The 26,202-nt window shown below is 60.4% G+C and carries 1 protein-coding gene; it reads right to left on the bottom strand.

Annotated features, from left to right (window positions below; genetic code table 11):
• Window positions 1-13: 13 nt before the first annotated feature.
• Window positions 14-26,074 carry an LEPR-XLL domain-containing protein gene (locus K3728_04215; protein ID UWQ96449.1) on the bottom strand — a complete coding sequence of 8,687 codons (26,061 nt, stop codon included), beginning with the start codon at window positions 26,072-26,074 and terminating at the stop codon, window positions 14-16.
• Between the last annotated feature and the right edge of the window lie 128 nt (window positions 26,075-26,202).

Here is a 26,202-nt window from a genome sequence, read left to right as displayed (position 1 = left end):
TCAAATCATTGACCTAAGTGCCTATGCGCCAGCCACCCATCTGCCAAGGGGGCGTTTGATCTGTTTGGGCAATGAAGGCCGCAATCTCGGACTCCAGCTGCGCAAGATCTGCCGCGCCGCCGGGTTGCAAGGCCGCTTGATCGTCGGGGATGGGCGCGTTGCCCTGCCCCTGATCGCTGTCTTGCTCGGGCGGAGTGCCATCTTCGGTGATCGGGTTCGCTTCGTCGCCGCCCAGAAGTTGCCCCTCAGAGATCATACGGAAACCAGACAGCCCATTCGCGCCGCCAGCCTCTGCCAGAAGCGACAATAGATCATCTGTCGCGGCTTCGCCGAAGAACTCGGCCAGCTCAATCAGCAGATCCAGACGCTCACCTTCCAGCGTGCCTAGGTTAATTGTGCCTCCGAGACCAAAACCTTCCTCATCGGCGCTGACGCTGATGATCTCGGACCGGGCCGAGGCGAAGTTCACGCCAAGGGTCAGCTGAACCAACAGATCGAGGTCGCGAACAGCGGGCGTCAGGAAGGATGTGACCAAGTCCTTGCCACCGCCCACGGGTTCGAACCGAAGCCGCAGGAATTCGCCTGCCGCAATGTCGGTTCCATAATCGAGGCTGAACAAATCATCGCCAATGCCGCCGATCATGACATCGCGCCCGATTGTCGGGTCGGCCTGTGTGTCGCCGATCAACGTGTCGTCATCGCCAGACCGGATGAAGGTGCTTTCAAACGTCCGCTCTCCGAATTCGATGGAGCCGGTCCGGGTCAGCAGGCCGTTGTCGCCTTGCAGCAGATCGTTGCCCGCGTTGCCGATCAGCAGATCACTGCCAGCCCCGCCGATTTGCACGTCACGGTCCGAGCCGCCGGTGATCGAGTCGTTTCCGCCAGTGTCAGGTTGCGTCGACTCCACCCGGTTGTAGAAGCCCGTGGCGCCCTCGGCCTCGATCCGGCCTGCGTCACCAATCACGATGTTCAGGCCCGCAGCGCTAAGCGATGTGTCATCGCCTTCGCCCAGGATCACCCAATCATCACCGGCACCCGAGCTTACGGAATCGTCGCCGCCGTGGGCGGGATCTTCGATCACGCTTTCAAATACGGACCGGACACCTGTGTTGAAGGTAAGAACGGCCATGTCGCCCGCGATCACATCGTCGCCACCGGCAGTGGTGATGTCATCTGCACCGGCACCGCCAAAGACATGGGTCGTTCCATCACCCGCGGTGATGATGTCACCGGCACCAATGATGCTTTCGATGGTCTCAATCCGCACCAACTGGCCGCTTGCATCCGCTTCGATACGTCCGTTGTCGCCCAGAACGACACCGCCGCCAGAGCCAAGGTTCACCTCGTCAACGCCGACGCTGCCAATGACCCATTCCGCGCCGTTGCCAGCGTTGATGCTATCGTTGGCACCGACCGCGCCGTTCGTGGCCGATGTGGTGGCAACAAGGGCCTGCACGCCGTCTGCTGCGAAGCTGAGAAGCGCGGTGTCACCGAAGATAATCGCCTCATCCGCTGCGGTGGCGATATCATCGGCACCCGCGCCGCCCACCACGATATCCCGGCCCGTTCCGGTCAAGGTGACGACGTCGGCGGCACCTTCGGTCTCTCGTACCGAGCGGACGGCCACAAGGCTTGCGGTGTCATAGGCACGGTTTGTACCTGCGATCTGATCCACGATACCGAAGTCCGCGACCACCAGGTTGCTGCCGCTGCCTGTGATCAGGTCAGCGCCCGCAGCCGCCAAGGCATCGCCGGTTTGCGCGTTGAAGCCCGCATCGGGTTGCGCCTGCTCGGTGATGATGGAGATCAACTGAGGCTGCTGATCAAGGCGAACCGATTGATCAATACGCAGGCCGTTGTCACCATATACATGATCCGAGCCGGCCAAGGCGTGCAGCGTATCGTCACCCGAGCCACCAAGCAGATGGTCGTTGTGGTTGCTGCCTGTGATCAGGTCGTTGCCGACCCCACCGTAAGCAATGACGAACCCAGATGCGCCGCTGGCGTCAATCACGTCATCGCCACCGGCGGCAAACTGGCGGCCCGACCCATCGAGGGCATCGGTGCGGCTGTTGTAGCGTTTGCCGTCTTGGGTGGTATCGCCAAGGATCGCCAACATGCGATCCGCGCCACCCGCCTGCGCGCCTGCTGTCACGCGGATCGTGTCCGCGCCACCGCCGCCGTGCACAACCGTCAACGCGCCTTGCGCTGTGCTGTCGATATCCAGCGTATCGGCGTTGGAGCCCAAAAGCAGTTCCACCACTTCCATGTTGGTGTAATTGATACCCGCCCGGAAGGTTTGCAAATCTGGCACGGCAATGGTGCCGAAGTTCAGCGTCAGATCCGTCGTGCCCATGTCGAAGCCCGAAAGGTTGCCTTCCTCCAGCGTGCCCGACTGAACCGCCGCGCTGCCGTCGTTGAACATGACAAGGCGGTCGGTTTGCTCATCCTCATTGACCGGATTGGAGACCTGCACAAGGTCGGTATCGGTCTCGGTCGGCAAGGTCACGCCCTTGATGATTGCGCGGTCCGCGCCGGGGCCTGTGCCGCCGAACAGGAACAGCGGCCCTTGGATGCCGGACAGCAGATGGTTCTGTGCCCCCGGGTCAATGGTGGGCTGTGGTTGGCTGGTCACCGTGCCAATCGTCAGGTCAATCGTGATCGGCTGATCCCAATTTGCATCGGTGAAGGTTACCGTCTTATCGGCGGCATTCCAGCGAGGGTCGGTGCTGTCGGCAATGGTCTGGCCATCGGTCAGGACCGAGACGACCACATCTGCGGTCGGCTCTTTCGACAGGACCAGCGTATAGGTATCCGGCGCGCTGGCGGAAACGATGGTATCGCCGTTGGTTTCCGTTACCAGAACCTCGCCCTTGTCATTGTCGAAGATGCGCACATCGACTTCGGTTGGATCGGCCACATCAACCCAAGACGCCTGCGTGGTGTCCGCCGCATCAAAGGTAATCGCCAAGGTCTGGCGTTCGCGGTTTTCCTCGATCGTGTCGTCAATCGCTGTGATGACGATGTCGATACCTGTCGCGTAGTTGGCATCGGTGAACGTCAAGTGCAGCTTGCCATCCGCCATATAGGTCATCGCATCGGCGCTGGTGACAGTGTAATCGCCCGCCGGATAATCAACCTCGTAAACGATGGTTTCGCCGGTATCGGGGCGGCGCGAAGCGGTGATGTTCAGGGTCGCCGTAGCGCCCCCTTCCACGATGTTCACCGAGGACGGGTTGCCTTCGACGCGGATGCCGTAGGCATCGTTGTCGAACACAGTGACTTCCGCATTGGCGATCTTGGTGGTGTTGATCCGTTCCGCAATCGGCGCGGCCGCAGTTGTGTCAGCGAGGGCCTGATGGCTCACCACGATCTTACGTGTGCCTTCTGCCGCATCGTCTTCGGGTGCTTGCACGTAGACGGTTTGCCAAGCGGTGGTGTTTGTGAAGGTCAGAACCTGAGCCTCCTCATACCCCGAGGCTGCGCTGGACGAGACCATGATAGACTCCGCTTTGCGCGTCCCCGCAAGGCTGCGATCCTGCGTAGAGGACCGTGTTGCGGATACCGTCAGATAGGCGGTCGCAGCAATCGCTTCGGTCATGCGCACCCGGTAGAAGCCATGGGTGCCGCCCTCTTCCAACACTGCAAGGCCGCTGGTGTCGATCTCGAACAGGCCAGAGCCCTCGTTGGCGACGTTCAGGCGCAAACCATCCACGAATATCTCGTTATAGGCGGGATCGGCGGACTGAACCGCATGGTTCACGATGCCGGAAGACCCTTCAACCTCAAGCGACACGATATCGGTGGTGACATCACCCGCAACGCTGATGAAGTCCGATCCCAAGCCGCCAATGACCGTGACTGTCATGTCGGCCGCCGTGGATTGCACGTAGAAGGTGTCATCGCCTTCCAGACCGTCAATCTCGGCCCGTTCCACGCCCTCGAAGCTCACGTTCAGGCCCGCACCGAAGATGCCCTGTTCGGTGATCAGGAAGCTGTCGTTCTTCTCGGTTCCCAAGACGACAATGCTATCCACCCCGGCGCCGCCGTCGATGGCGAGCGGTGCGTTGATGTTATACAAGAAGCTGTCGTCGCCGCCGCCGCCGAATGCCTCTGCATCGCCGCCGCCCGCTGTTTTGTTCGGGTTCGCTGCCAGCACAAAGGCACGCACGACGAACAAGTCGTTGCCATCTTCGCCATACAGCTTGGTCAGGCCCTTGTTAGAGTAGACGTTGAACGTGTCCTCACCGGTGCCACCGAACACCACCATCGGGTGGCTGTTGCCCACCGACAAGAAGCCCTGCGTGGTTTCATTTGTCTCGATCTCGTCACCCAGAAGCACATTTGGCGCGACCCGGTCCGAGCCGAACATCTGACCGATTTGGAACGTATCGTCCCCGGCTCCGCCATCCAGCGTCATCAGGGTGCTCGTGTCATCGGAGGCAATCATATCGTCGCCGCCAAGGGTATTCACCCGAACGCGACCGTTGATCGATACATCGTAGTTGATCCGCTCAAACTTGTCGGACCGCGAGCCATCGGGATTTTCGTTCAGAAGCGCAATGAAGTTCTTGCGGACAAGCACCTCATCCGCGGCACCGTCGCGGCCATTGATCGTCAGAATGTCCGCGCCGTCGTTTTCACTGCCGGAATCCTTGACCGTGATGACGTTGCTTACCGCGCCACTGCGGCGGTTGATGATGTATTCATCGGCATTCGCCTGACCATCCAGAAGGAAGAGGTCCGCTGGGTCACGTTCGCCCAATTCAGTGACGGTAATCGTATCTTTCCCGATGCCGGTCAGAACTTGGAAGTTTCCGCTAAGCGTGCCGGGTTGGATCAAAACGCTGTCGGCATCGTCGCCGCCCACGATGTTGGTGCTGTCGGCGGAGATCGCGCCAAAGATGTTGACGGTCGAGCCCATGCGGTAGCTGTCGCCGAAGGCGGGGATGACGATGTTTCCGTCGTTGCCAAAGCTGTCAACTTGCAAGTTCAGGTTGCCCGTAACCGCTATCGAGCTGGCAGCCGTTTGCTCAAAGTCATCACCGACGTAGAGGTAAAGGTTTTTCGGCGTTTCGCCCACTTCACCAATGCTCATGTTGGCATCAATGGTGAGATCTTCGGTGAGGGCCGTCGTTTCGCGCACAAAAATGCGCGTATCACCGAGCGATTTCACCCCGAAGCCGCCATAGTAGTTTTCGTCAATCCGCAGCGCTTTGACGTTCTCAACCGTTGCGCCGCCAAGGCCCGCATCCATCGCAAGGCGATCCACGTTCAGTTCAAGATCATTGCCGACTGAGCCAATGCCCACGCCTGCCTGCAAACGCGCCGTCGTCGTGGCGATATTCACGAGGTTGTCGGTGTTCCCGTCCACGATATTTGTGTCGCTTGCAATGGTCACGATATTGCCGGATTGAACCTCATCCACGCGAATGTCGCCTCTAGACGTGAGCCAGATTTCGTTAACCGCCTGCGCATTCAGTAGCGTTCCCGTTCCGGTCAGCAGGATGTCGAGGGATTGCCCCACATCGCCGATATTCCCCAGCTTCGAGCGCATCGTAAGGCCGGCTGCTGTAATCGTGCCGGAAACCGCGCCTTGGATGGATTGTTCGGCCAAGATGTCGGCAAAACCGGTGACGGAAAGCCCGGCGTTAGCAAGGGTCAGCACGGTGAATTCATGCAGATATAGCGCACCGCCAACCGTGCCTTCGACGGTTGTTCCGATGTTGGTCTCGACCCGCTGGCCCGGCGCACCAAAGCTGCCGTCTACGTCCAGCACCAACCGCACAGCGGTGATATCAGCCGATGGATCTGCATCGTCGTTCGCAAGGTCCGTGACGTCGCCGCCCACATTTAGCGTTACCGTCCCCCCAAGAGAGTCGATATCGCCAATTTTCAGGCCATTCGCCATGGTGAGCGTCAGATCACCGCCGACAAGCGCCCGTTGCACTGTCAGATCGCCGCCTTGTTGCTCGATCGTGGCGTCCCGTGTGGCTTGCACCAGCAGCACGCTGTTGCCCGAGGCGTTGATCGAGAAGGCCGTATCGGCTGAGCCGATTTCGCCATCGGAGATCAGGCTGATGTATTCTTGCGCCGTGGCCGCAGGGCCCGATGTTCCGGACACATCCACCAAGTTGCCGGTCGTCAGAATGCGGAGGAACCCGCCGCTGTCGGCTTTGCGTACATTCAGGGTTTCGCCATCGTGGCCGATCCCGGCCATCCCGGTCGAGATCATCTCGAGCAGCAGCGGCGCCGTGGTAGAAGTTGCCCGCAGGTTCACATCGGCAAAAGGCTGCGCCGAGACGCGTTGCACGTCCCAAAGGTCCTTGAAGTATTCCCCATCGCCGACCGTCACGCTGCCGGTCTCAGGCACCTTGTTGATCGCGTTGGTAATGTCGGTCCATGTACCACCGGGCGCGGACCAGTTGACCGTTTGCGGATCAAAGACAGCGTCAGCGGTACCGTTGTATTGGAACAACTTGTAGGTGCGCGCGGTTGCGTCACCGCCGGTTTGATCGGGCCAGACGTTCCAAAGAACCAGAACTTCGCCAGCTTTGACCGTTGTCGTTGGGTGCGCGCCATCCAAGAGGTCTGCGAAGACCATGTTCACCTTGGTCCAATTGCCGCTATCCGCCTCGAGCGCGCCCTCGGCAGGCGCGGTGCCTGCGGCCATGATCGTTTCGCCACCAGTGCGCACATAGATCTGATGCACCACGTCAATCACGTCTTGCGTTTGCAAGGCGCGGCGCAGGTTCTGGGCGTCCAGACGCTTCTGTTTTTCCGTGTTGGACAGGCCATCGTGGATATCCACATCGGCTGTGAAATCAATGTCCACGGGCTCCGTCAGCGTGCCGATACGGCCTTCACCGGCGGCCTTGTCGCCAGCGGCGTTCAAGATCACCTCCGGGGCAATGATGTTGGCGTTCTCGGCGGCGGCAGTCGCGCCCCCAAGGATCGCACCGACTTGCAGCAGCGGGTAAAGCTTGCTGGCCACAGCAGACGGCAAGGCGCTGTTCATGCTACCGATTTTCTGTAGTTCCACGTCGATGGCGGCGTCGCGAGCAGCGTCCTCCAGGAACAGGCTTTCGACGTAGGTGGCTTTTGGCGTCGCGCGGTCCATGTTGGCCTCGTGCAAGACCGTGAAGCGGTATTCCAGTGCCGTGTTGATCGACGCCGCCGTAGCCGCCCCATCAAAGCCCGGCACAAGGGCGTCAAACGTGCCCGCCGCAAGATCGGCGCTGATATCGCCGCGAGCGGCGGTGAACATCGCGACGATATCCGTATCGACGCCTGCCGCTTCCTCGCTTAGGCGGACTTCAGTCACATAGGCTGTCAGCGCCGCGTTGCTGGCCTGCCAAAGCGCATCATGGATGATGCGGAATTTGTTTACCGCGGCCTCGATCGCATCAGCCCGTTCCTCAGGCGTCGCTCCCGCAGGCAATGCAGCATCTACCAGCGCCTGAAGGCCGACACTTGCACCAAGATCGGGTTTGTCGACGGCGTCCACATGGATGCTGTCGATATAGGTGCGCACATCGCTGCCAGTGGCCACATCCTGATCCGCAAGGAAACGGTGGATAGAGCCATAGGTCTCCGCCAAAGAGGTGCCGAAGCTATTGGTCAACTGACGCGCGGCCTCGGCCTTGAACGTGGACATATCGGCCACGGCCACGGTTTCGCCCGCGTTGAAGATGATCGCGTAGTAATCGTTGTAGCTGGCCGTATCGCGGTAAGATTTATCATACTCAGCCGCGTGAATATCGGCAAAACGCGCGGTCTGTTGCGCCCGTGCGTCGGCCTCGGAAATGCCATTGGCTGCGGCGGTATTGGTGACCAAAGTGTTGAACGCCGCCACGGAATTGAGGTCAGCGCTGACTGGGCCAGAACCACCAGGCGTGCGGACCAAAGCCCAATAGTCGTTATACTCGGAGTTTGCGGTCCGAACCGCGCCGTCCAAGGCACGGCCTGCGATGGTGCGGCTGGCATCGGCCAGACCGAAGCGATCTTGGTACGCCGCCAAGCGGGCTTCTGTCAGCGCGGTGTCATCCTCGAAGTTGTAGTCGAGGATATTGCCGCTGAGGGTGCCAAGGCTGACAATACCGTTCAGCGTGCCGACCGAAATCGTGCCCTCTGCCTGATCTTCGCGGATGAAGTCCGTGGTAATCACTTCAGGCTTCACCAAGTGCATATCGCCGCTGGTTTCCACCACATGAACGCCCAATGCAGCCGCAGCCGCAAAGCCGCCGCCCACAACCATGTCGTTGGTATCAATCAGGATCGGATTGGTTGATGTGCCGATGGTCGACTTGGTCGATTGCAGCTCCACCCGGTTGCCCTTGATATGCGGTTCCGAGCCCGCGCGTACTTCGGCAAAAATACCCTGTGGCGCGTTAATGTAGACATTACCGCCATTGGACCAGGCTTTGCGCAAGATGACCGAGCCGTCGGCGTTGGTGTTGGAGCCGATGCCAATCTCGATGTCGGAATTCGACACGATATCAATGATCTTTGCGGTGCTCGGCGCCGTCGGCTCGGACGAAGCCGAGAACAGCGCGGCGCTGGCAAAGGCGCTAAACGCAGCGGGGGCTGGCGGATCAACAAAGGTCACCAGCGTCAGATCAACCTTGCCGTTCGTGCGCATGGCCTGGAAATCACCACTGATAGAGATCCGATCGGTCGCGACGACAGCGCCGCCGTTCATGCCCACTGCTTTGCTGGCCGTGCCGAACACATTGTTGATCGACACTGACGCATGTGCTGCCGTCTCGATGCTGCCTGTGATCTGCAAATCGCCGACGCTCTCAATATGTACGGTCGGGATCGCGCTGGAGGTCAGGAAGCCCACTTCGATCGCATGGTCGGCACGCAGGCCGATATCCCAGTATTTCTTGATACCCTCGACGGTCGTCTTCTCATTATAGACGGTCTTTTTCTTCAGGTAACCGCCGCCCTCGGACCAACGACGCTCGGTAACGGTCTTGTTCTTATAATCGGAGAGATACTCGCCTTTGTCGGCATCGGATTCGTCGAAATCGGCGGTCGTGATGACGTTGAAGCTGTTGTTCAAATCGTCACTTGTGGGCCCGAAGTCGGTTTTCAGATCACCGCCTGCGGTGAACAGATCGCTCAGCTCAACCTCTAGGTTAACGCCGGTGGAGCCGTTGTAGCCTTTGAACTGATAGTACGTGCTGCCGGACTTGACGATATCGCCGTTTTTCAGGTCCACCTTTGCGTTCGACACGTTCGAGAAGCGCCCGATAATGTCAGCGTTCTCGGTCGGTTCACCGCTGATCGGAACGCCATTACTGTTGAGCAGAACGTTCCAGCCCCCCAGCGCCTGAATCTCATTCAACGCCTGGATCGACTCGCTTTCCGACAGAGGCCTTGGGTCCACAGGCTCCACGTTTTCGGACAGCAACGTGCCTGCGCCTGCGTCGAAGTTGAAGAAGAAGTTGAACGTCTTGGTGTAGCGAGTCTCGATCGTCTGAAGCGTCAGTTTCTGGCCTTCGGTCCAGATGTAGAACGTATCCTCTTTCGGATCATAGGTCGTGCGGTTTTGGTTCAGGCTGGTCGTGCCCTGCGCCGTGAAGGTCACGCCCAAGAAGTCGTTTGTGACCGGATCGCGGGCGATCGCTCCCCTGTACACGGTGACATCCATGCCACCGGCATTCTCGGTATAGACCGTGCGCTTGGCTACCCAATCAGCGGGTTTGCCCAAGGTATCGGTGATCTGGATCACGCCTTCGCGGTCCAAGCTGGTGTCGATATTGTTCAGGATCAACTTTTCAGTCGAGTGGTTCTGAATCCGCAGGTTCGCGTAGCCCGAGGCCACCAGAAGCTGGCCCTGCCCTGTCGAGAACACGTTGCCCGTAATCTCAATTCGGCCCCCAGCAAAGGCCATGTCATCCAGAATGATCGCCTTTTCTGTTGCGTCCCAACGGCCCCGTAGCGGCACTTGAGTCCCATTGACCGAGGCGAACGTAATGCCGCCCAACCCTTCATCAGCCGACGTAATCAGAGATTGGCTGCTTGCCGGTGGGGTGAAGGTTTCCGGGATATAGATGGAGGCTTCCTGCACGCCAGATTGGATCAGCCCGTTCACGTTCACATTCGTCGCAACGATTGAAACCACGCCGTTGGCGATCACAGCCGATTTCGACGCGGCGGCGATCTTGGCTGCCTCAATGGCGTCGGCGGCAGTTGTGCCTTCGGTACTGCCCTCGGTGGCGGACGCGCTATTGCCGGATTCAACGCCGTAGTCGGTGTTGCTGTCACCCTTCTTGCTCAGGCCCGGACCGCGCGATTCAATCGCTTCGCGCCAATCAATAACGCCGTCGTAGGTCTGCGGATTGGCACCCGCGTGATACCAGTCGGTCGATACGATGAAATCACCGCCCGACGAGATATTCACCGTCTTCGCAAGGATCGTCCCGGTCAGGCGGATTGCGCCTGTGGATGTTGTGACTTTCACCGCGCCCAGATCGTTGACCAATGCGCCAAGCAGATAGAGATCGGGCGGCAGGTTTGGCAGGGTCGCTGGGATCAGGTTGGCCGGGTTTGCTGGATCAGGCACAGAGTTATTGGCGGCATAGATCGTGGCGATGGCGTCAATGTAGGCATAGTCACTTTTGTTGCCAGAATTGACGAGGATATTGATCTCGGCCTCTGCCGCGCCGGACCGCACTGTGCTGCCGGGGACGAGTGCGTCGTTGACGTAGATGTTGCCCGGCGCAAACTCCAGATAATCGCCCGTCGCTTCGCTGATCCGCGCAATACGCGTGTCTTTGATGACCACATCGTTGACGCGGTGCATCATGAACAGGTCCGACTTCACATCAACCTGCACGTCCTTGTGCGCCAGAAGGGTCGGGTCTGCGCCGCCGACAAGAGTGCTATAGGACGAGGCCGGGGCATCGCTGTGGATGTAGATCGAACCGGGTGCCGCCGTGATGTCGGGCATGGTGATAAAGATCGCCTGCAACGACTCGTTCACGACGGGAACGCCGCCCGTTTCGCTTGGCGGTGTCAGGCCAAGCTGGCGCATTTGCACTTCGATCTGCGCCAATTGCGCCGCGTAACGCACGAGCGCTTCGGGGTTGGAATTATGGTCACGAATCCAGCCTTGGACTTGCTGGTACTGCGCCGCCAAAAGCGTCGCCAATTCGCCCACCGAGATCACCGGATCATCAAGACGCGCCGCGCGCACTACAACGATCTGCTCAAAGAAGGCATCGCGCATGTACGACAGCGCGTTCGAGTTCACCGCTACATCTTGCAGCTGCTGGCTTGGTGAGGCCCCAAGATCATGCCAAAGCGCCGTGTTGGTATAGTCGGTCGCCTGGGTGACAATCGGCGTCGTGCCGCTGCCCAAGAACACGTAGAAATGCCCCGCAATCCCGGTCGAGCGATCCATATTGGCCGCGTCCAGCTGGATCACATCACCTTGGGCCACATCAACGGCAAGGTTGTTCGAATCCCAGAAACCAATGGTGTAATCTTGGTTCTCGGCAACGCCAATCTCGGCCTTCTCGGCGGCAGTCAACTGGCGTGTTGCATCGCCTGAGTTGATGTTATCGGCCCATTGGTTCAACGAGTTGGTGCCGACGTATCCGACCTCATAATAGGTCTGATAGTTCACGCCCGCCCGCAAAGATGCTCCGCTGTCGATATTGACGTTGTTGGACGCGGAATGACCGCCCTGATTGGTGACGTTGTAGCCGTAAGGCGGAATCGCCAGCACCAGCACCAAGCCGTCGTTGCTTTCTTGCAGCAGGCCCCGTTCGGCGGACAGCACGAGGTTCCCGGCAGAGTTGATCTTGCTCGCCCCGGTCACATTCACCGTGGACGTCAGGGCCGTCGTGTTGGTCTGCAACGCCACCCCAAGCGAAATGCTTAAGGAAACAAGGCTACCATTGGCCGCCGTACGCGAGACGGTAGAGTTCACGATGCCATTGGCCTTGCCTGCATTCAGCTCGACCCGCGACCCTTCGATCACGGAATCGTCCACATCAATAGTGGTGGCGCTATAGGTCTCGGCCTTAGCGTCGATACCAAGGTTGGCAGACAGCGCGCCGGTCTGGAAGACGGCGGCGTCGGTGGTGTTGCGCAGGTTGGCACGGGTTTCGATCATTACCTCGCCGCCAAGGTTGTCGATAAACGCGCCGTCCATAGACACGTTCGTATCGGCGTGGATGGTCTGGAATGTGGTTGCCACGGCAAGGCCCGCAAGGCCGGACACAGCATCAACGGCCACGGAATCCGCGACCGAGTGGTTGGTCAGCGCCCGCACCGTGACGCGGCTTGGGTTGGTGAACGACCCCTGCCCTTCAATCCAGGTGTCGCCCAAAAGGACATTGGATACGGACTTGTTGCTGCTGGTGCCGATGTCCGATTTGGTACCGATAATGCTAAGCCCTGCAAGGTTCCCCGCCCCCGAATAAACGGTGTTGGAGTCCGAGGAATTGATGATCGATTCCTTGTAGACCTTGTTATAGCTGTCGATCTGGATGGCCCGGCCCGTGACCTTCGTGCGCCCCGCGCCCTGTTCAAACTCAACAATCGCATCGCCAAGTGCCGCAAGGGTCAGGCTGGCACCCGCCCCCGATGCCACCGCGATGGAATAGGCGTCGGCGTTGCCGTCCATCTCCCGATCTGCGCGGGCCGCAATGTTCACGCCGTCGCCAATAATTTCCGTACCGGATGCAATCGTGACCTTCGAGGTCGCATCATCGCGCACGTTGCTAAGCGCGCCTAGGGCGGTAAGACCGCCGCCACCGCCTGCGGTGGAACGAGCGAACATATCCGTGGAAAGGTCAGAAATGATGTTGACCTGTGTTGATACCAACTCGGACCCGGCTTTGATGTTCACACCCACATCAACGGCATGGCTCTGGCCCGCATCGGTATAGGTATGCTGAGAGCCAAAGGCGCCAAGGCCCGCGGAAACGCCCGTCGCAGTCGAGCGCAGGAACAGGTTCGCCCGCGCCGCCAGATCGACCAGGTCTTGTCCGACGACCACGGCATTGTCGACATCGACATAGGTCTGGCCATCGGCCTCGGCCCGGGCAACGTTGACCTCTACCGCAACGGGGCCAACGCTGACGCCGGTGGTCTTTGTTTCGTTGATGTTGACGTCCGTTGTGGCCAACGCCGTGACCGTAAGCCCGGTCACGCGGGCGTCTTTGATCGTGGCCGCAACAGTCGATTCATGCCGGTTCGTCACAACAGCCGCACCAACCGCAATACCGATGGCTGTAGCCGCAACGTTGAGGTTAACTACTTCGCTGCCGAAATTCGCAACCTCGTTGGCCTTCACGATGATGTCGCCATTCATCGCCCGGACCTGAGCGTTCCGGCCGCCAAGATCAATCTTGGCCTGCACATCATTGGCGGCAGTCATAGTGATTTCAAGACCGCCGCCTGTGGCCGCAATACCGCCACCGGCAATCGCGACACCCACACCATTGAGATCAACCATTGTGGCCAGCGAATCCGCTGCAACGGTAAGGTCGCCGCCTGCGTCCACGATCGTGCCGCTGTTGGCGTCCGAGGTGATGAAGGCATGGGAGGTGTTTTCCACATCCACATGCAGGATGTTCACGTTAACCGAAATCGCGCCAAGTCCGACCGAGACCGCGACGCCGACCATGGTGGAAGGCGTGCCAAGGGGCACGGTGTCATCAACGATGGTTTCCGCAAAGGAGGTGATCGAAATGTCGCCACCTGCCGTCAACAAGCTGTTGTCTGACAAGGCCTCGACCGTGGAGTAGTTGGTTACCGTCACGCCGATACCGGCACCGGCAACTGCGCCGCCGATACCGATGGCAATCGCCACGGATGCGGCCGCTGCTTCGACGTGGTGGGTCTCGATCGCGTCGGCGTTGATCGTGATCGCGCCAGATGCGTTCAGAACCGATCCGCTCACAACCGCCCGCGTGCGATGTTCGCGGTCTGCGGCAGCGTCGCCGCCCACGCGGCTAAAGAGGATCGACACACCGATTGAGCCTGCACCCGCCACCAGACCAGCAGAGGCTGCTGCCGCAACGGAAACGATATGGGCGGTCAGGTCGGTATCGCTGGTTGCTTCTACCTTGATACCGCCGTGATCGCGTGCGCCGGTTCCCACGGGGCCCTGAACGCTAAGCCGTGCATTGGTGACAAGCGCCTCGCTGACGTTGCTGACAAGGTTCTCGGCCCGGCCACCGGCGCCCGAAAGGGCCAAACCGCCGAACAGGCCAAAGGATGCGGCGACCGACGCAGCAACCGCCTTGGCGAAAGCCGTCGCGTTATTGTCAGCCAGAACCGAGATCGATCCACCTGTTCCGGCGCTACCCGCCAGAACCATAAGATCAGAGGCCAAAGCGCTGTCTTCAATCTTGGCAATCGCGCTGTTGGAAATGTCGTTGCTGGCGATTGATACGCCAATGGACACGGCCACACCGACACCCAGACCAGCAACCGCTGCTGCAACCGATGCGCCGACGGCTACCGCGTCGATGTCCGACGTATCCGTGGCGGAAACGGCAAGGCTACCGACCGTCAACATGTTGTTCGCGCCCGCTGGCCCGTTGTCGCGCGACACCTCGGCCAAGGTGTTCATGCGCACCGTGTTATACACGCCCGCGCCCGCGCCGGACAAAGCGCCCGCCAGATCGGTGGACACTGCCACCGCTGCCGACACGGCTGAACCGCTGGCGTTAATGGTGGAGGTATTCGTTGCCGTCACATCCATCGTGCCGGTCACGTTCATCCGGGCATCTTTTACCCGTGCCGTGATCTCGAAGTTGTCGTCCTTGGTGCCGATCTTGTTGGAGACCACAACGGCCCCGATGGACACGCCCAAGGACCCGCCAGCCGCGCCCGCCGCCACAGAGGCCGCAACGCTCACAACATTTGCGTCGATATCCGCCTCGTTCAGGGCACGAACCGTAACCGATCCCGCCTGTCCGTTGTTGATATCCGAAAGCTCGGCGATCGTCTCGCCGGTGATCCGGTTGAAAGCAAAGGCGCCAGAGGCCGACACCGAAATCGCGGTCGCGCCAGAGGCCGTGACAGCCACGGCAGCCGATACGGAAACTGTATTGATTTCAAGCATCTGCTTGGAGCCACCCGAGCCGCGCGTGGTATCCGCGAGGATGTTCAACGCACCGCTGCCAGCGCTGAGCCCAAGCGCATGGGACAGACCCGAAACACGCGCCACGGTGGAGGCCTCGATCTCGTTCACGGCAACCGCCGCCGCCAAGGCAACCGCCGCACCGCCGCCGCCCGCGACCGAGACACCAACCGCAGCGGCTCCGATGACGGCTGTAATTTTCGATACGTTGACCGCGTGGACAGTGATGCCCTCTGCGATCACCCGATCCGTGGCCGAGCTTCCCACAATCTCGGCCAGCACGCGCGATTGGCCATAGTTGCCAGCACCCGCCCCGGCACCTGCCGCCGACAGGCTGAAGCCTCCGGTTGCCGCAACCGCAACAGAGGCAGCAATGACAACTGCGGTAATCTTCTGGTCCGACAGCGCATTGACGTTCAGCGCGCCGCGCAGGGTGACATCGCTGTCCACGATCCGAGAAGCGACGATGTAACCCGCATCCGTGGGAAGGCCCGCAATGTTACGCCCCAACCCTTCGGTCGAATTGGTCGAGGCCGCGATTCCGAGAGAGAACGCCCCGCCAGAGTCGCTTGCGGTCACAGAAACCGCGACGCCCAGAACGACAGTTGTGATGATCGATGTGGCCTCTGCGTCAACGGAAAGCGTATCGGCGTTTGCGATTGTTGCATCGTTTACAACGGCATAGGTCGCGCCGCGAATGATGCTGCCACTCCCCGCGCCACCGCCCGAGAAGGAGGCTTTGCCACCAGTCGAAACCGAAATCGCCGCCGCCAAGGACACGGAAACGATATGCGCCGTATTCTCGGCATCTACGAAGATATTATTCGCGCCAGCCGCTGAACCGGTAGCATTGATTGTCCCCGAAAGACGCGATCCGACCTCGCCCGAGACCCGGTTTACCCCAGCCGAGAAGCCAACGGCCCCGGACCCGGCCGTGCCGCCGACGGCGACTGCCGCACCAAACGCGATGGACACGATCAACGAGGAGTTGCGCGAAAGGACCGCAAGGTCGGCGCTGTTGTTCAGGTTAATGGTCGCGGCGCCGATCTCGGCCACCACATGGCTTTCGATATCCGAATAGGCAACGCTACCCGCGATTGCCACCGCGATCGGAGACTCTGGCCCCACAGCCGCCGCCGCGCCCACGGCAACGACCACGATGCCCGAGGCATCGTCGGCGCGCACGGTCAAGCCGCGCGTTTGGCCCGCTTCATTCGGCAGAATAGCGGTGTTGGAGGTGTTCAGGTTCAGTGTCGCGCCATCGGCAACCGTAGCGCTAATCGTCCGGTCAACCTTGGTATGGGCCAGGTTGAAGCCCACCCCAACCATCTTCGACCCGCCAATTGCCGCCGTGATGTTCACCACTTGCGAGCGTAAGTCTTGCTCGCCAACGCCCGTGTCGCTGTTAAAGGCATCGTCCCCAAGCCCGTCAATCGCGTTGTCCAGATAGGGATCATCCGCCGCCGCATTCGCGGAGCGTCGGGACCCTGCCAGAACCTCTACATGACCTGCTGCGTTGATCGTCACCGGCCCCCCAACCGAGGAGGTGACTGACCGCGTGATGTTCACAAAGCCAAACGCCAAGCCAACGCCGCCAAACGACAAGCCGACGCCCAAAGCGCCCGCAATCGACGTGACGGAGGAACTGTCTTGCGCCGATACCGTCAAATCATTGACCGACCACGTCTTGGCCGTTGTGGGCGCAACCGTTGCGGAAACGTCCCCTTCCACGTGGGTGATCGCCAGCGATCCACCCAACGAGAATCCGCCGGACCCAGCTCCGCCCATAGCGATAGTCACGTTGGTCTGATCGGCCCTTGCCGTGACCGAGACATTGCCCGGCGTGGTGACCGTGCCGTTGACCTGCGTTGTCACATCCGTGTCGATCAAGTTGATCGCAATGCCAGCCCCGCCGGACGCGCCAGCCGATGGATCAACCGCAATCGCCACAGCCCCCGCAAGCGCCGTGTGGTCCGAGACGTTAACCGCCTCGGCTCGAATTGCGCCCGACCCGGTTAAGGTCGTCGCTTCATCCGCGGTCACCTTGGTGCCAATGTCGTTGCGGTTCACTGCCGCACTGCCCGCCAAAGCGAACCGCTGAGAGCCCGCCCCCGCCACGGCAATCGACACCATGGTCAGGTCGCTGGTGGCAATCGTGCTGAGCAATCCGGAACCCGCGCTCAGGCTTGTGTTGGTCAACACTACTTCCGTGCCGCGTGTAGTGCCGTTCTTTTCGCCCTCGTCCGCGATGTTCACTGCAATCGCTACGCCCACGGCTGCTTGGCCCGAGGAAATCGCCACACCGCCCGCCGTGGCGGCCAGTGCTGTTTCGTCGAAGGCCACAAGCGTAATCGCCCCCGTGCCCGAAACGTCCAGATCAGCGCCTTCGCTTTTGACCACGGTGGACGCGCGGTAGATGTTGAAGGCAACCATGCCCACACCGGCACCGCCCTTGGACCCGCCAGAAACGGCAGCGCCAAAGCTCAGGTTCACCAGCGTGATCGAATTTACAGCAATCGCTTTGACCGACCCAGTTGGCATTGTGGGCGCAGAAACAACGTGATCCAGATGCGTATCCAGCAAGCTGTCCATCACAACAACGCCGACCGAAACGCCGACGCCCGCCGTACCGCCGTAAGCGCCCGCGCCCGAGATATGGACCCAGACGGAATCGTTGCGGGTGGCAAGATCGACCGCGCCGGGAGTGGAAAGGTTAATCTTCCCGTCAGATTGGCCCAGGAAGCCCGCATCAATCTCGGATCTGGCGACCGTCACGGTGACCGAGCCAGAGACCCCAACACCCTTTGATCCCGTTGAGACCGCAACTCCAACGGCTAGGCTGAAGTAGACGGCCTTGTCCGCCGCTTTCATCAGGACCGATCCGGCGGTCAGGTCCATCGCTTGGCCCGCGTTCGTCGCAACGGTGGCCGAGATGTCTTTATCGCTGACGACAACGACAAACGCCCCGGCAACGCCGACACCCTTGTCGGTGGTCGTCACGGCTGCGCCGCCTGTCACCAGAATACGGTTCGCCCGATCCTCGGCCCGCAGGCTAAGGGTTCCGGCGTTCAATGTCGCCAAACCGGTGATGTCGGCGTGAACGAAAATGTCTTCCTCGTACCCAATGGCAGAACCCGCAACCGATACGCCTGTCTTGCTGTTAGACGCCTGTTGGCTAACGCCCGTGGGCAGCGCAGCATTGCCGCCAGCGGCCCCGGCTGCTCCGCCGGATGTCGTGCCGGAACCTGCTGTAGGGCTGGCCGGAGGCGCGGGTTTGGCGATAGCTGCGGCAATCGCACCGCCAATGATGACGCCCTCTACGCCCGCATCAAAAGTAACGTCGCCGTCCACGTCGATGCTGCCGCCACCGGCACCACCGCCGACAATCGCATCGGCCCGTCGGTCGCTCAGGAACGTCAGGCCGGAAATACCCACGGCGACGGATTCCGACTGGGACACCGCGCCCGCGAATTGAACAATCGTCGTCAATTCAGTCGCATCGACATCGAGGTTACCCGAAAGCGTGATATCCGCGCCCGAACCGATGCGGCTGATGGCCGAGCTGTTGACCGTCGTGTGGTTCCACGATCCGTTCAGTGACAGCGCACCGCCCTTCCCGCCCGCCGCAGCAAGACCAAAGTTCAGATGCCGCGCAGAGCTGGCCATGGTGACATCATTGGCGATGATCGTCGCATCGCCGATGGTTGCCGTTGCTTGAGTGCTCTCGAACAGAAGCGAAACCGCAGCGCCCACGGCGTTGTCAGTTTCTTGGTCGCCCAATGGGTTTTGAACAGCCTTGGAGCCCTTAACCTCATTTTTGTAGTTCGTGTAGAAGCTGCCCAAGCCCTTCTTGAAACCTTTGTTCCGCTCTGGATTGGCGCTGTCGCCAGTGGTCGGACCGAAGGGGGCGAAGTTGCCATGCAGAGCGATCATATCGTTTTGCGCCGCAGCCGTGACGCTGACGTTATTACCCGTGCCAGCGGTGCCATTATCTTCGCCCGTCGCAGTTACGACAACCTTGGCACCATCCTTGATCTCGGCGTTCGCCGTGTAGTCGAGCACAATGACAGACGTGGAAATCGCAAGGCCAAAGGTCTCGCCCCGCGCATAGCTTTGGGCCCAGACGTCAAACAGGTTGCCCGCTAGACCAAAGTTGTCGTCCACGTAGTTCGCAGCCGTCCCGAAGACGGTGACCGCGGTGCCCGTGGGGGTCACCTCTTCCCAATTCGCAACTTCATTGGCGAAATCTTCTGTGGTCAGGTCAATGCCCGTCTGGGGCAGTTTCGCCCGCCAACGGGTGTCCCCATCCTGCACCAAATCCCCGGCAGAGATATCTACGGACCCGGTCACAGGCGCGTCGTCGCCATCGGTCAACACACCGTTGTCGAGCCGGTACGTCGGGTTGCCCGCCGCATCAAGCACCGGCTTCACCAAGTTGCCGCCCCAGATGCCGAACGGGTCAATCTTGTTCTCGGAACTGGCGTTCACACTGACTGCGCCTTGCGCGCGCAAGGTCATGCCGGACTCGATCAGCGCGTCGGCGTGGATGTGCATATCCGCCACATTAAGCGCAACGGCCCCTGCAATGTCAGAAGAGCCCGACTTCGCGCCCTCGTTCGAGCTGAACGCCGTGGCGATCATCTTTGGGCGCACCGATGCAATCGCGTTAACGCTGGTGTCGCCACCGACCTTGATCAGGCTGGCAGACCCATCGGCGTTCCCAATCGCGGCCTCCACGGTGTCGTGGTCAATCTGGATGCCAATCCCGCCCGAAACCTGGAATTTCGGCGGTTGCGGATTTTGGTCCGGCTCCATTTTGCTGTTCACCCATTGGATGAGCTTGTTGTCGGATTTTTTCGCCGCTTGGCTAACCGCGACTGTTTTCACAGCATCGATCGGCACAAGACCCTTGATCACATCGTCAATAAAGTTGCCGCCAGATACGGTGCCCACCGCCGCGCCCGCCGTGGTGCCAACGGTCTGGAACGGAATGATGTAGCCGATCTTCTTGAGCAGCGCCATTTTGTGGTTGCTGGCCTGCACGACAAGATTGCCGCCAACGCTCAAGTCTGCGCCTGCAACCCGTGCGGTCGTGGTGTTGATGCCAACTTCAACCGCGATACCCACGGCCAAAACGCCGTCTTCACCCGCGCTGGCAGTGCCTTCGGTATAGATGCGCTCGATCGTGTCGGCTGTGACCCGCAGGTCGCCGACAATGTTGCTCCCCGCTTTGGGGGTGACGGAAACCGTGTTCTCGATCAGCGTCACCGTAACAGCGATACCAACCCCGAAGCCCGCAAGGCCGCCAGACCCGGCAACCACCGAGTTGGACATATCCACGATCGAACGCAGGTCCATGTCGCCGGAAATCTGAAGGTCAGCGTCGATAGTGATGTGCTGATAAACTTGACCAAGGCCAAAGCCCAACCCAGCCAGAATGGCGATTGGTTTGGCCGAGTTCACACCTTCGGTCACAACGCGAATATCAAGGTCGCCGTGCTCGCCGGTGCCTGTGGTGGTGAAGCGCGAATGCTCGGTCGCGACAAGGTCAACATTCGCCACAAGGCGCGAGTTGGCCGAGATCAGCGACATGGACTCCAACACATCCAGGATTGTCAGGCCCGCGCTTTCCAAAGTCTCGAGGAAGTTGAACCCACCGTCGTCGGTATCACCGGTCGAGATTTCTTCGGCCGGCAATTTGCCTGCGCGCAAGTCAATCCGAATGTTGCGGCCTTCAACGTCCGCAATGCCAGAGCCGCCATCGACGCCAAATGAATAGTCAATGTCGGTCGCGTTGATCTGGTAGAAACCCGACGTCCAACGCCGGTCTTCCGCGCGGCCCACGAACATCACATCCCCGGTGGAGGAAATCATCGTGCCACGGGATTGAGAGAATTGGTTGGTCTTAAAGATCAGGCGGTTTGTGTCGGGCGTGCCGCCGGTCTGGATGATGTCGTTGGTCACGGAGATCGATTCACTTTCGATCGTCACATGACCGCCGCCTGTGAAATTGGTGTCCTGGCCGAACGTCAGATTGCCATTCAGGTTCGCCTCAACCCGTGTGGTGCGAAGCTCATCAATCTTGACCGGCGTGGCCCCCAGGGTGATCGCATCGGTGATCCCGGCCAGAAGAACCGAAAGGTCAGCGGTGACTTCACCGTTCATGGAGATGAAGACCTGATCCAACGGATTGGCCGCACCGGTGATGGTGGGCGTTGCAGGTGTGCCTGTGGGGCTATCGACGATGATCGTATTCACGCCGCCAGATTTCGCGATGCTGTCAGCGCCACCGCCTGTGCGGTAGATGAAGTTTCCGGTCCAATCTGTGGCCGTTACCGACTGCGCCGAGGTATCGCCGCGGATTTCCAGCGTTTCAATGCCGCCGAAGTTCGTGGCCGTCGTCCCGCCAACGCCAACGTCGAACCGCCCACCCGTGGCCGTGGTAACGGTAAAGTCGCCCGCCAAACCTGCTTGGCTCAGCAATAGGTGATCCGTCCCGGCCCCGCCGGTCACGCTATCCACCCCTTGGCCCGTGATGATCAGATCATCCCCGGCCGAGCCTGTGATCGTGTCATCGCCCGCGCCGCCGTCGATCATCGCAGAGATGCCGCTGCCCAAGGTCGAGGTGACAGAATTGCCGCTGAACACCACCTCGGACAGGCCCAAGGCCTCCAGCATCGAGGAGTCCACATAGATATCGGTCACGACCGGGTTGGGCTGTGCCGCTGTAGGTGCCCCGGCAGAGCCGGAATTATCCACCTCGATGCCTTCAAACCGAAGATCGCCCGAGATGCTGGACGTGATAATCAATTGCCCCGCCGTTATCGTCGCCGACAAATTGTCAACGGCATTGAAGGCGGTAAGCACGTCCGCCATCGTCTCGGCACCTTCTTGCAGGTCCACGTAGCCGATGGTTCCATCCCCGTGGATGACTTTCAGGTCATAGGCCCGCTCGCCGTTGTCGAAGGCTTCCGCCGCAAGGGGGGCACCATTCTCGTCGCGGTTCACGACCTCCATCGCGTCGTTGTCGGACATACGGATCGGCAGACCGGCCCCGTTATTCAGGGTCGAAAGCTTGGTGGCCGCCGTCAAAGCGCCCGCGCCAAGGCCACTGGCGTCAATCACATCGGCAAGGCCCGAGCCGAGCAGGGTATAATCCTCAAAACTCGCGTGATTAACGGAAGCGCCCGCACCGAAGGACACGGTCGCATCGGTTAGCGTCAACACTTGCGTGGGTGTCTGCGCGGTCAGACGGTCAAAGCCCTCTCCGCCGTCCAGTACAACACCAGCGGCAAGTGCGCCCGCGCCGGTCAAGGTCAGATAATCATCGCCGTCGCCCAAGGCGGCGCTGTCGTCCGCTCCAAGAGTCACGTGGTCTGTGCGGTCAGACCCGGTGATTTTTACTGTCCCCGACCAACCTGCAACGTCCGCCACGCCCGCGATTTCCGTCTCGAACGTCAGGTCAGCAATCTCTATCCCCGATAGGGTTTCCACAGCACTCGAACGGGTGCCTGCAACTTCAGCGCCAACGGCCGTAAACGCCGCCGCCACGCCACCGGATGTGGCGGTGTTGGTCCCCCGCGCCGTCATGGCCAGACCCAGATCGCGGCCCGTGTAAGCCGCTTTGAACTGCAACTCGACCCGCGTGATCCGCCCGTCCCCATCACGGGTCACCACCACATCATAGGCGGTTTGGTCGAACTGACGCAGCGCGCTGATGGCGGTTTCCACTTGGAAAGTCTCGGCATCAAACGACAGGGTCGCCGTGGATAGGGCGATACCGTCAAGGCCCACAATCTCTAGCTGAAAGCCATCACCATCCGCCGTCGAGGCGGGCAGATCCACCCCAAGGACAGAGCCCGTATCGGTCTCGTGGTCGTGGAACAGGCCGGAAGCGCCAAGGAAGTAGGAGCGGAAGCCGATTTCCTGAACCGTGTCACCGGTCCCGCCGCCGCCAACGAAGCTATCGTGGCCTTCGCCGCCCGACAGGGTGTCATCCAGCGCGCCGCCGGTCAGATCATCGTCTCCGCCTTGGCCAAACAGCGCGGCACTGGCGTGGGTTAGACCGGATGCATCAAAGACGTTGTCGTTCTCATCCCCGATCAAGCGGATCAACGAGAAGACCCCGTTAAGGGTATCGACAGCGCCAACCGTGGAAACCGTGATAATTGCCGCTGTGGTGTTGGTAGCGGTGTAATCGCCCACAAGGTCCTGGCCCACATAGGTCGCGCCTGTGGTGCTGGTGTTAGTCATCACATCCGCACCGCCAGAGGCGATGAAGAAGTTCTCTGTCCCTTGTCCGCTGGTGAGCAGGTCAACGCCCGCCGCGCCTTTCAGGATCGTGCTGCCCGCAAATGCGGCTGCGTTGATCGTGACGCCCAGAGTATCTGCCTCATCTGCCAGAATAATAGCATCCGAGATGCCCGAATGGCTGGCCGTAGTTGTCGTGGTGCCTACAAGTTGCGCAAGCTCTGTCCCGGTTAGGGTCACGGTTCCGGTGGCATTGCGGTACGCCAAGGTGTTCGACCCGGTTCCGCCCTCTGCCGTCGCACCGTCCAGCGTCACAAGACCCAATTGGTCGTTGCCATCAAGGCCGCGGATCAACGTCGTGGCGGCGTTCCCCAACAAGGCATCGTTCTTTGCAGAGCCGATCAGCGTTTGAACGTCGCCCGAGAATTCGTTGAGGCCGGCAGCCACGCCGTCCATCAGGTCAACAATCACATCGCCGGTATATTCCCCGATGTCGCTGCCATCGCCCGAATAGCTTAGCGTCAGATCACGCGAGCCCGCATTCACGCCGCGCGCAATGGTGGAATAGGCCAGCGTCACAGCGCCTGCGGTGATCACGCCTTTGTAGACATCGGTGACGTGCCAAACGAGGTCTGGCGTCGTGCCCGACAGCGCCATGATGAGCGTGTCGTCATCGCCGGACGTGCCTTGCCCCTCGATGCTTTCAACATTCGCGAAGGTGGCGGCAGCCCCCTGCGCGGTGCCGTTGCCAAGAACGGTACGGTAGCGGCCATCAGCGCCGTTGCCGTCCAACACTTCAACGCGGAATTCGCTCCCCAAGGGGTCGGTGTAGTGTGTCCCGGCTGCGTTCAGCTCTGGCTCCGGGGTATTCGGATCAAGGTCATCCACGTAAGCGATTTCGTTAGACCGCGCGTCTGTGTCGCCGCGCAAAATGTCTTCGTCTGCGCCTGCATCAATGGTGGCCGCCGAGGTGAAGCGGGTCAGCGTGATGATATCTTCGCCCGCCCCCGTCTGGATCAAAACGGTGTCGGAGGCGGCGATAACTTGGTCGTCGCCCGCGCCGGAAATCGCGCCCGTAAAGCCGCTGATCGACAGGAAACCTGTGGCCTCGCCGAGGTCGAAATCAATCGTCACGTCATAGGACTGGTTGCGATAATCAATGGTCGCGCCACCTTGGCGGGCATCCAGCACCTCTACGGCAGAGGCCCGAAGGTCCACCCCACCGCCACCGGAAACCTCAACCGTAGGCTCCCCTTCAGTACCTTGAATAAGAACATTCAGGCCCGCAGCATAATCAAGGATCAGGCGGTCATCCCGGTCGCCGCCCACGATTTCATCCACGCCGAAGAAGTTGGCTTGAGTATTGGCGTATTCAATCCAATCGCCCGCCTCTTCCGGGGTCGCCGGGCTTTCGGGGAAGTCATAGAAATTCAACGTCCCGCTACCGGCGAAAGTCGAACCTGTGCCTCGGCCAGTGATCGTCCATTCGATCAAATCATCGGTGCCAACCAGCTTGTCGACGCCGCCGCCAAGGTTGATATCCACACCGCGTCCCGCGCGACCAATATCAATACCGCCGGTGCCGGTCATGCCGGTGGCGCCCTGGGTTTCGAACATCGTGGGCGACAGACGCGCGACATCAACCGATGCATAAAGGCGGATCTCACCGCTTTCAGCATTCAGATCAGCGCCTGCAAAGCCTGTGGAAACGGACTGCCCCGACAGGTTCACATGCAGATCATTTCCGTCACTGCCCGCGAGACCTTCGGCCCCAACAATTGTGACGCCAACGCCACTACCGGTGCCGCCCACGCCCGAAACCGAGGTCCGCTGCTGCAAGGTCACTTCGCCCGAAGACGACCACGTCAGCCCATATTCCGCCGCGCCGCCTGTGCGATCAGAGATAATATCGCGGGTCGCCTCGGCGGTGATTTTCTTGACACCGGAGAACTGCAAGAACTCATCCCGGCCACCTTCATAGGTGACGCGGTTATCCAAGGTACGGTCAGCCTCAGTGGGATTGGTGGCATCACCCGTGGGCTGAAGGATCGCCAACTCGCCAGTGCCGGCCGTATCGTTAAGCGACCAAACAAGCCCGGCCGAGGCCTCTGGACCGATGATCTCATCGTCACCCGCGCCAAGATTGATGCTAAACTGGTTGAAGTCAGCCAGACTCAGAATGGATTGATCGATTGTCAGCTTATCAACGCCGGAACTGCCGCCAATAGTCAGGTCAGTCAGGATCGAGCTGCTTTCATCCCAACCGCCCGTAACGATGCGGTTCTTGCCGTCAATCTCGATGATCCGGCGTTCCGCCACGACATTGTCGGCGCCCGCGCCCGTCACACCTTGAATCAGCTGCACACGCCGTTCCGTGACGTTGTCGGGGTGGTCTACCGTGCCGCGATTATATTCGACTTCAGCAACGCGCAGGGTCGCTTCGCCCGCGCTCATCGTCATCGCGACCGAGGTAAGCGGGTCCGCCGACAAAAGCAGGCGCGGCTCGAGCGTATCAATACCGGGGCGGCGCTTGGGCAGATGGGTCCGGTCACGCCCGAAAACACCGCTTACAAAGCCGTTGAGCCAGTCCGAGAATACCGGCTGGCTAGAAGCTTTCTGGATTGGCAATACCGGGGCCTGTGCCGCATCGGGGGTGGACCCGCTCCAGCGCCATGCTCCTTCGAATTCTTTCTTCGCGAAAGGAAAACTCATTGTATCGCCCAAAACAGGGCCGCGTAAAACCGCGACGGTGAAAACAAACTTAGGCTCAAATCGAGCCAATTAATCGTATCTAAATGCAGCCGTGGACCGGCCATTCTAATCATCTTTGCAGCGCAACA

The organism is Rhodobacteraceae bacterium M385 (genome assembly GCA_025141835.1).
Taxonomy (GTDB): domain Bacteria; phylum Pseudomonadota; class Alphaproteobacteria; order Rhodobacterales; family Rhodobacteraceae; genus Gymnodinialimonas.
This window is presented reverse-complemented; position numbering and strand designations above follow the sequence as displayed.

What these genes read in the sequence shown, in the direction of transcription:
- K3728_04215 (UWQ96449.1), bottom strand. Translation starts at nt 26,074, where the DNA reads ATGAGTTTTCCTTTCGCGAAGAAAGAATTCGAAGGAGCATGGCGCTGG.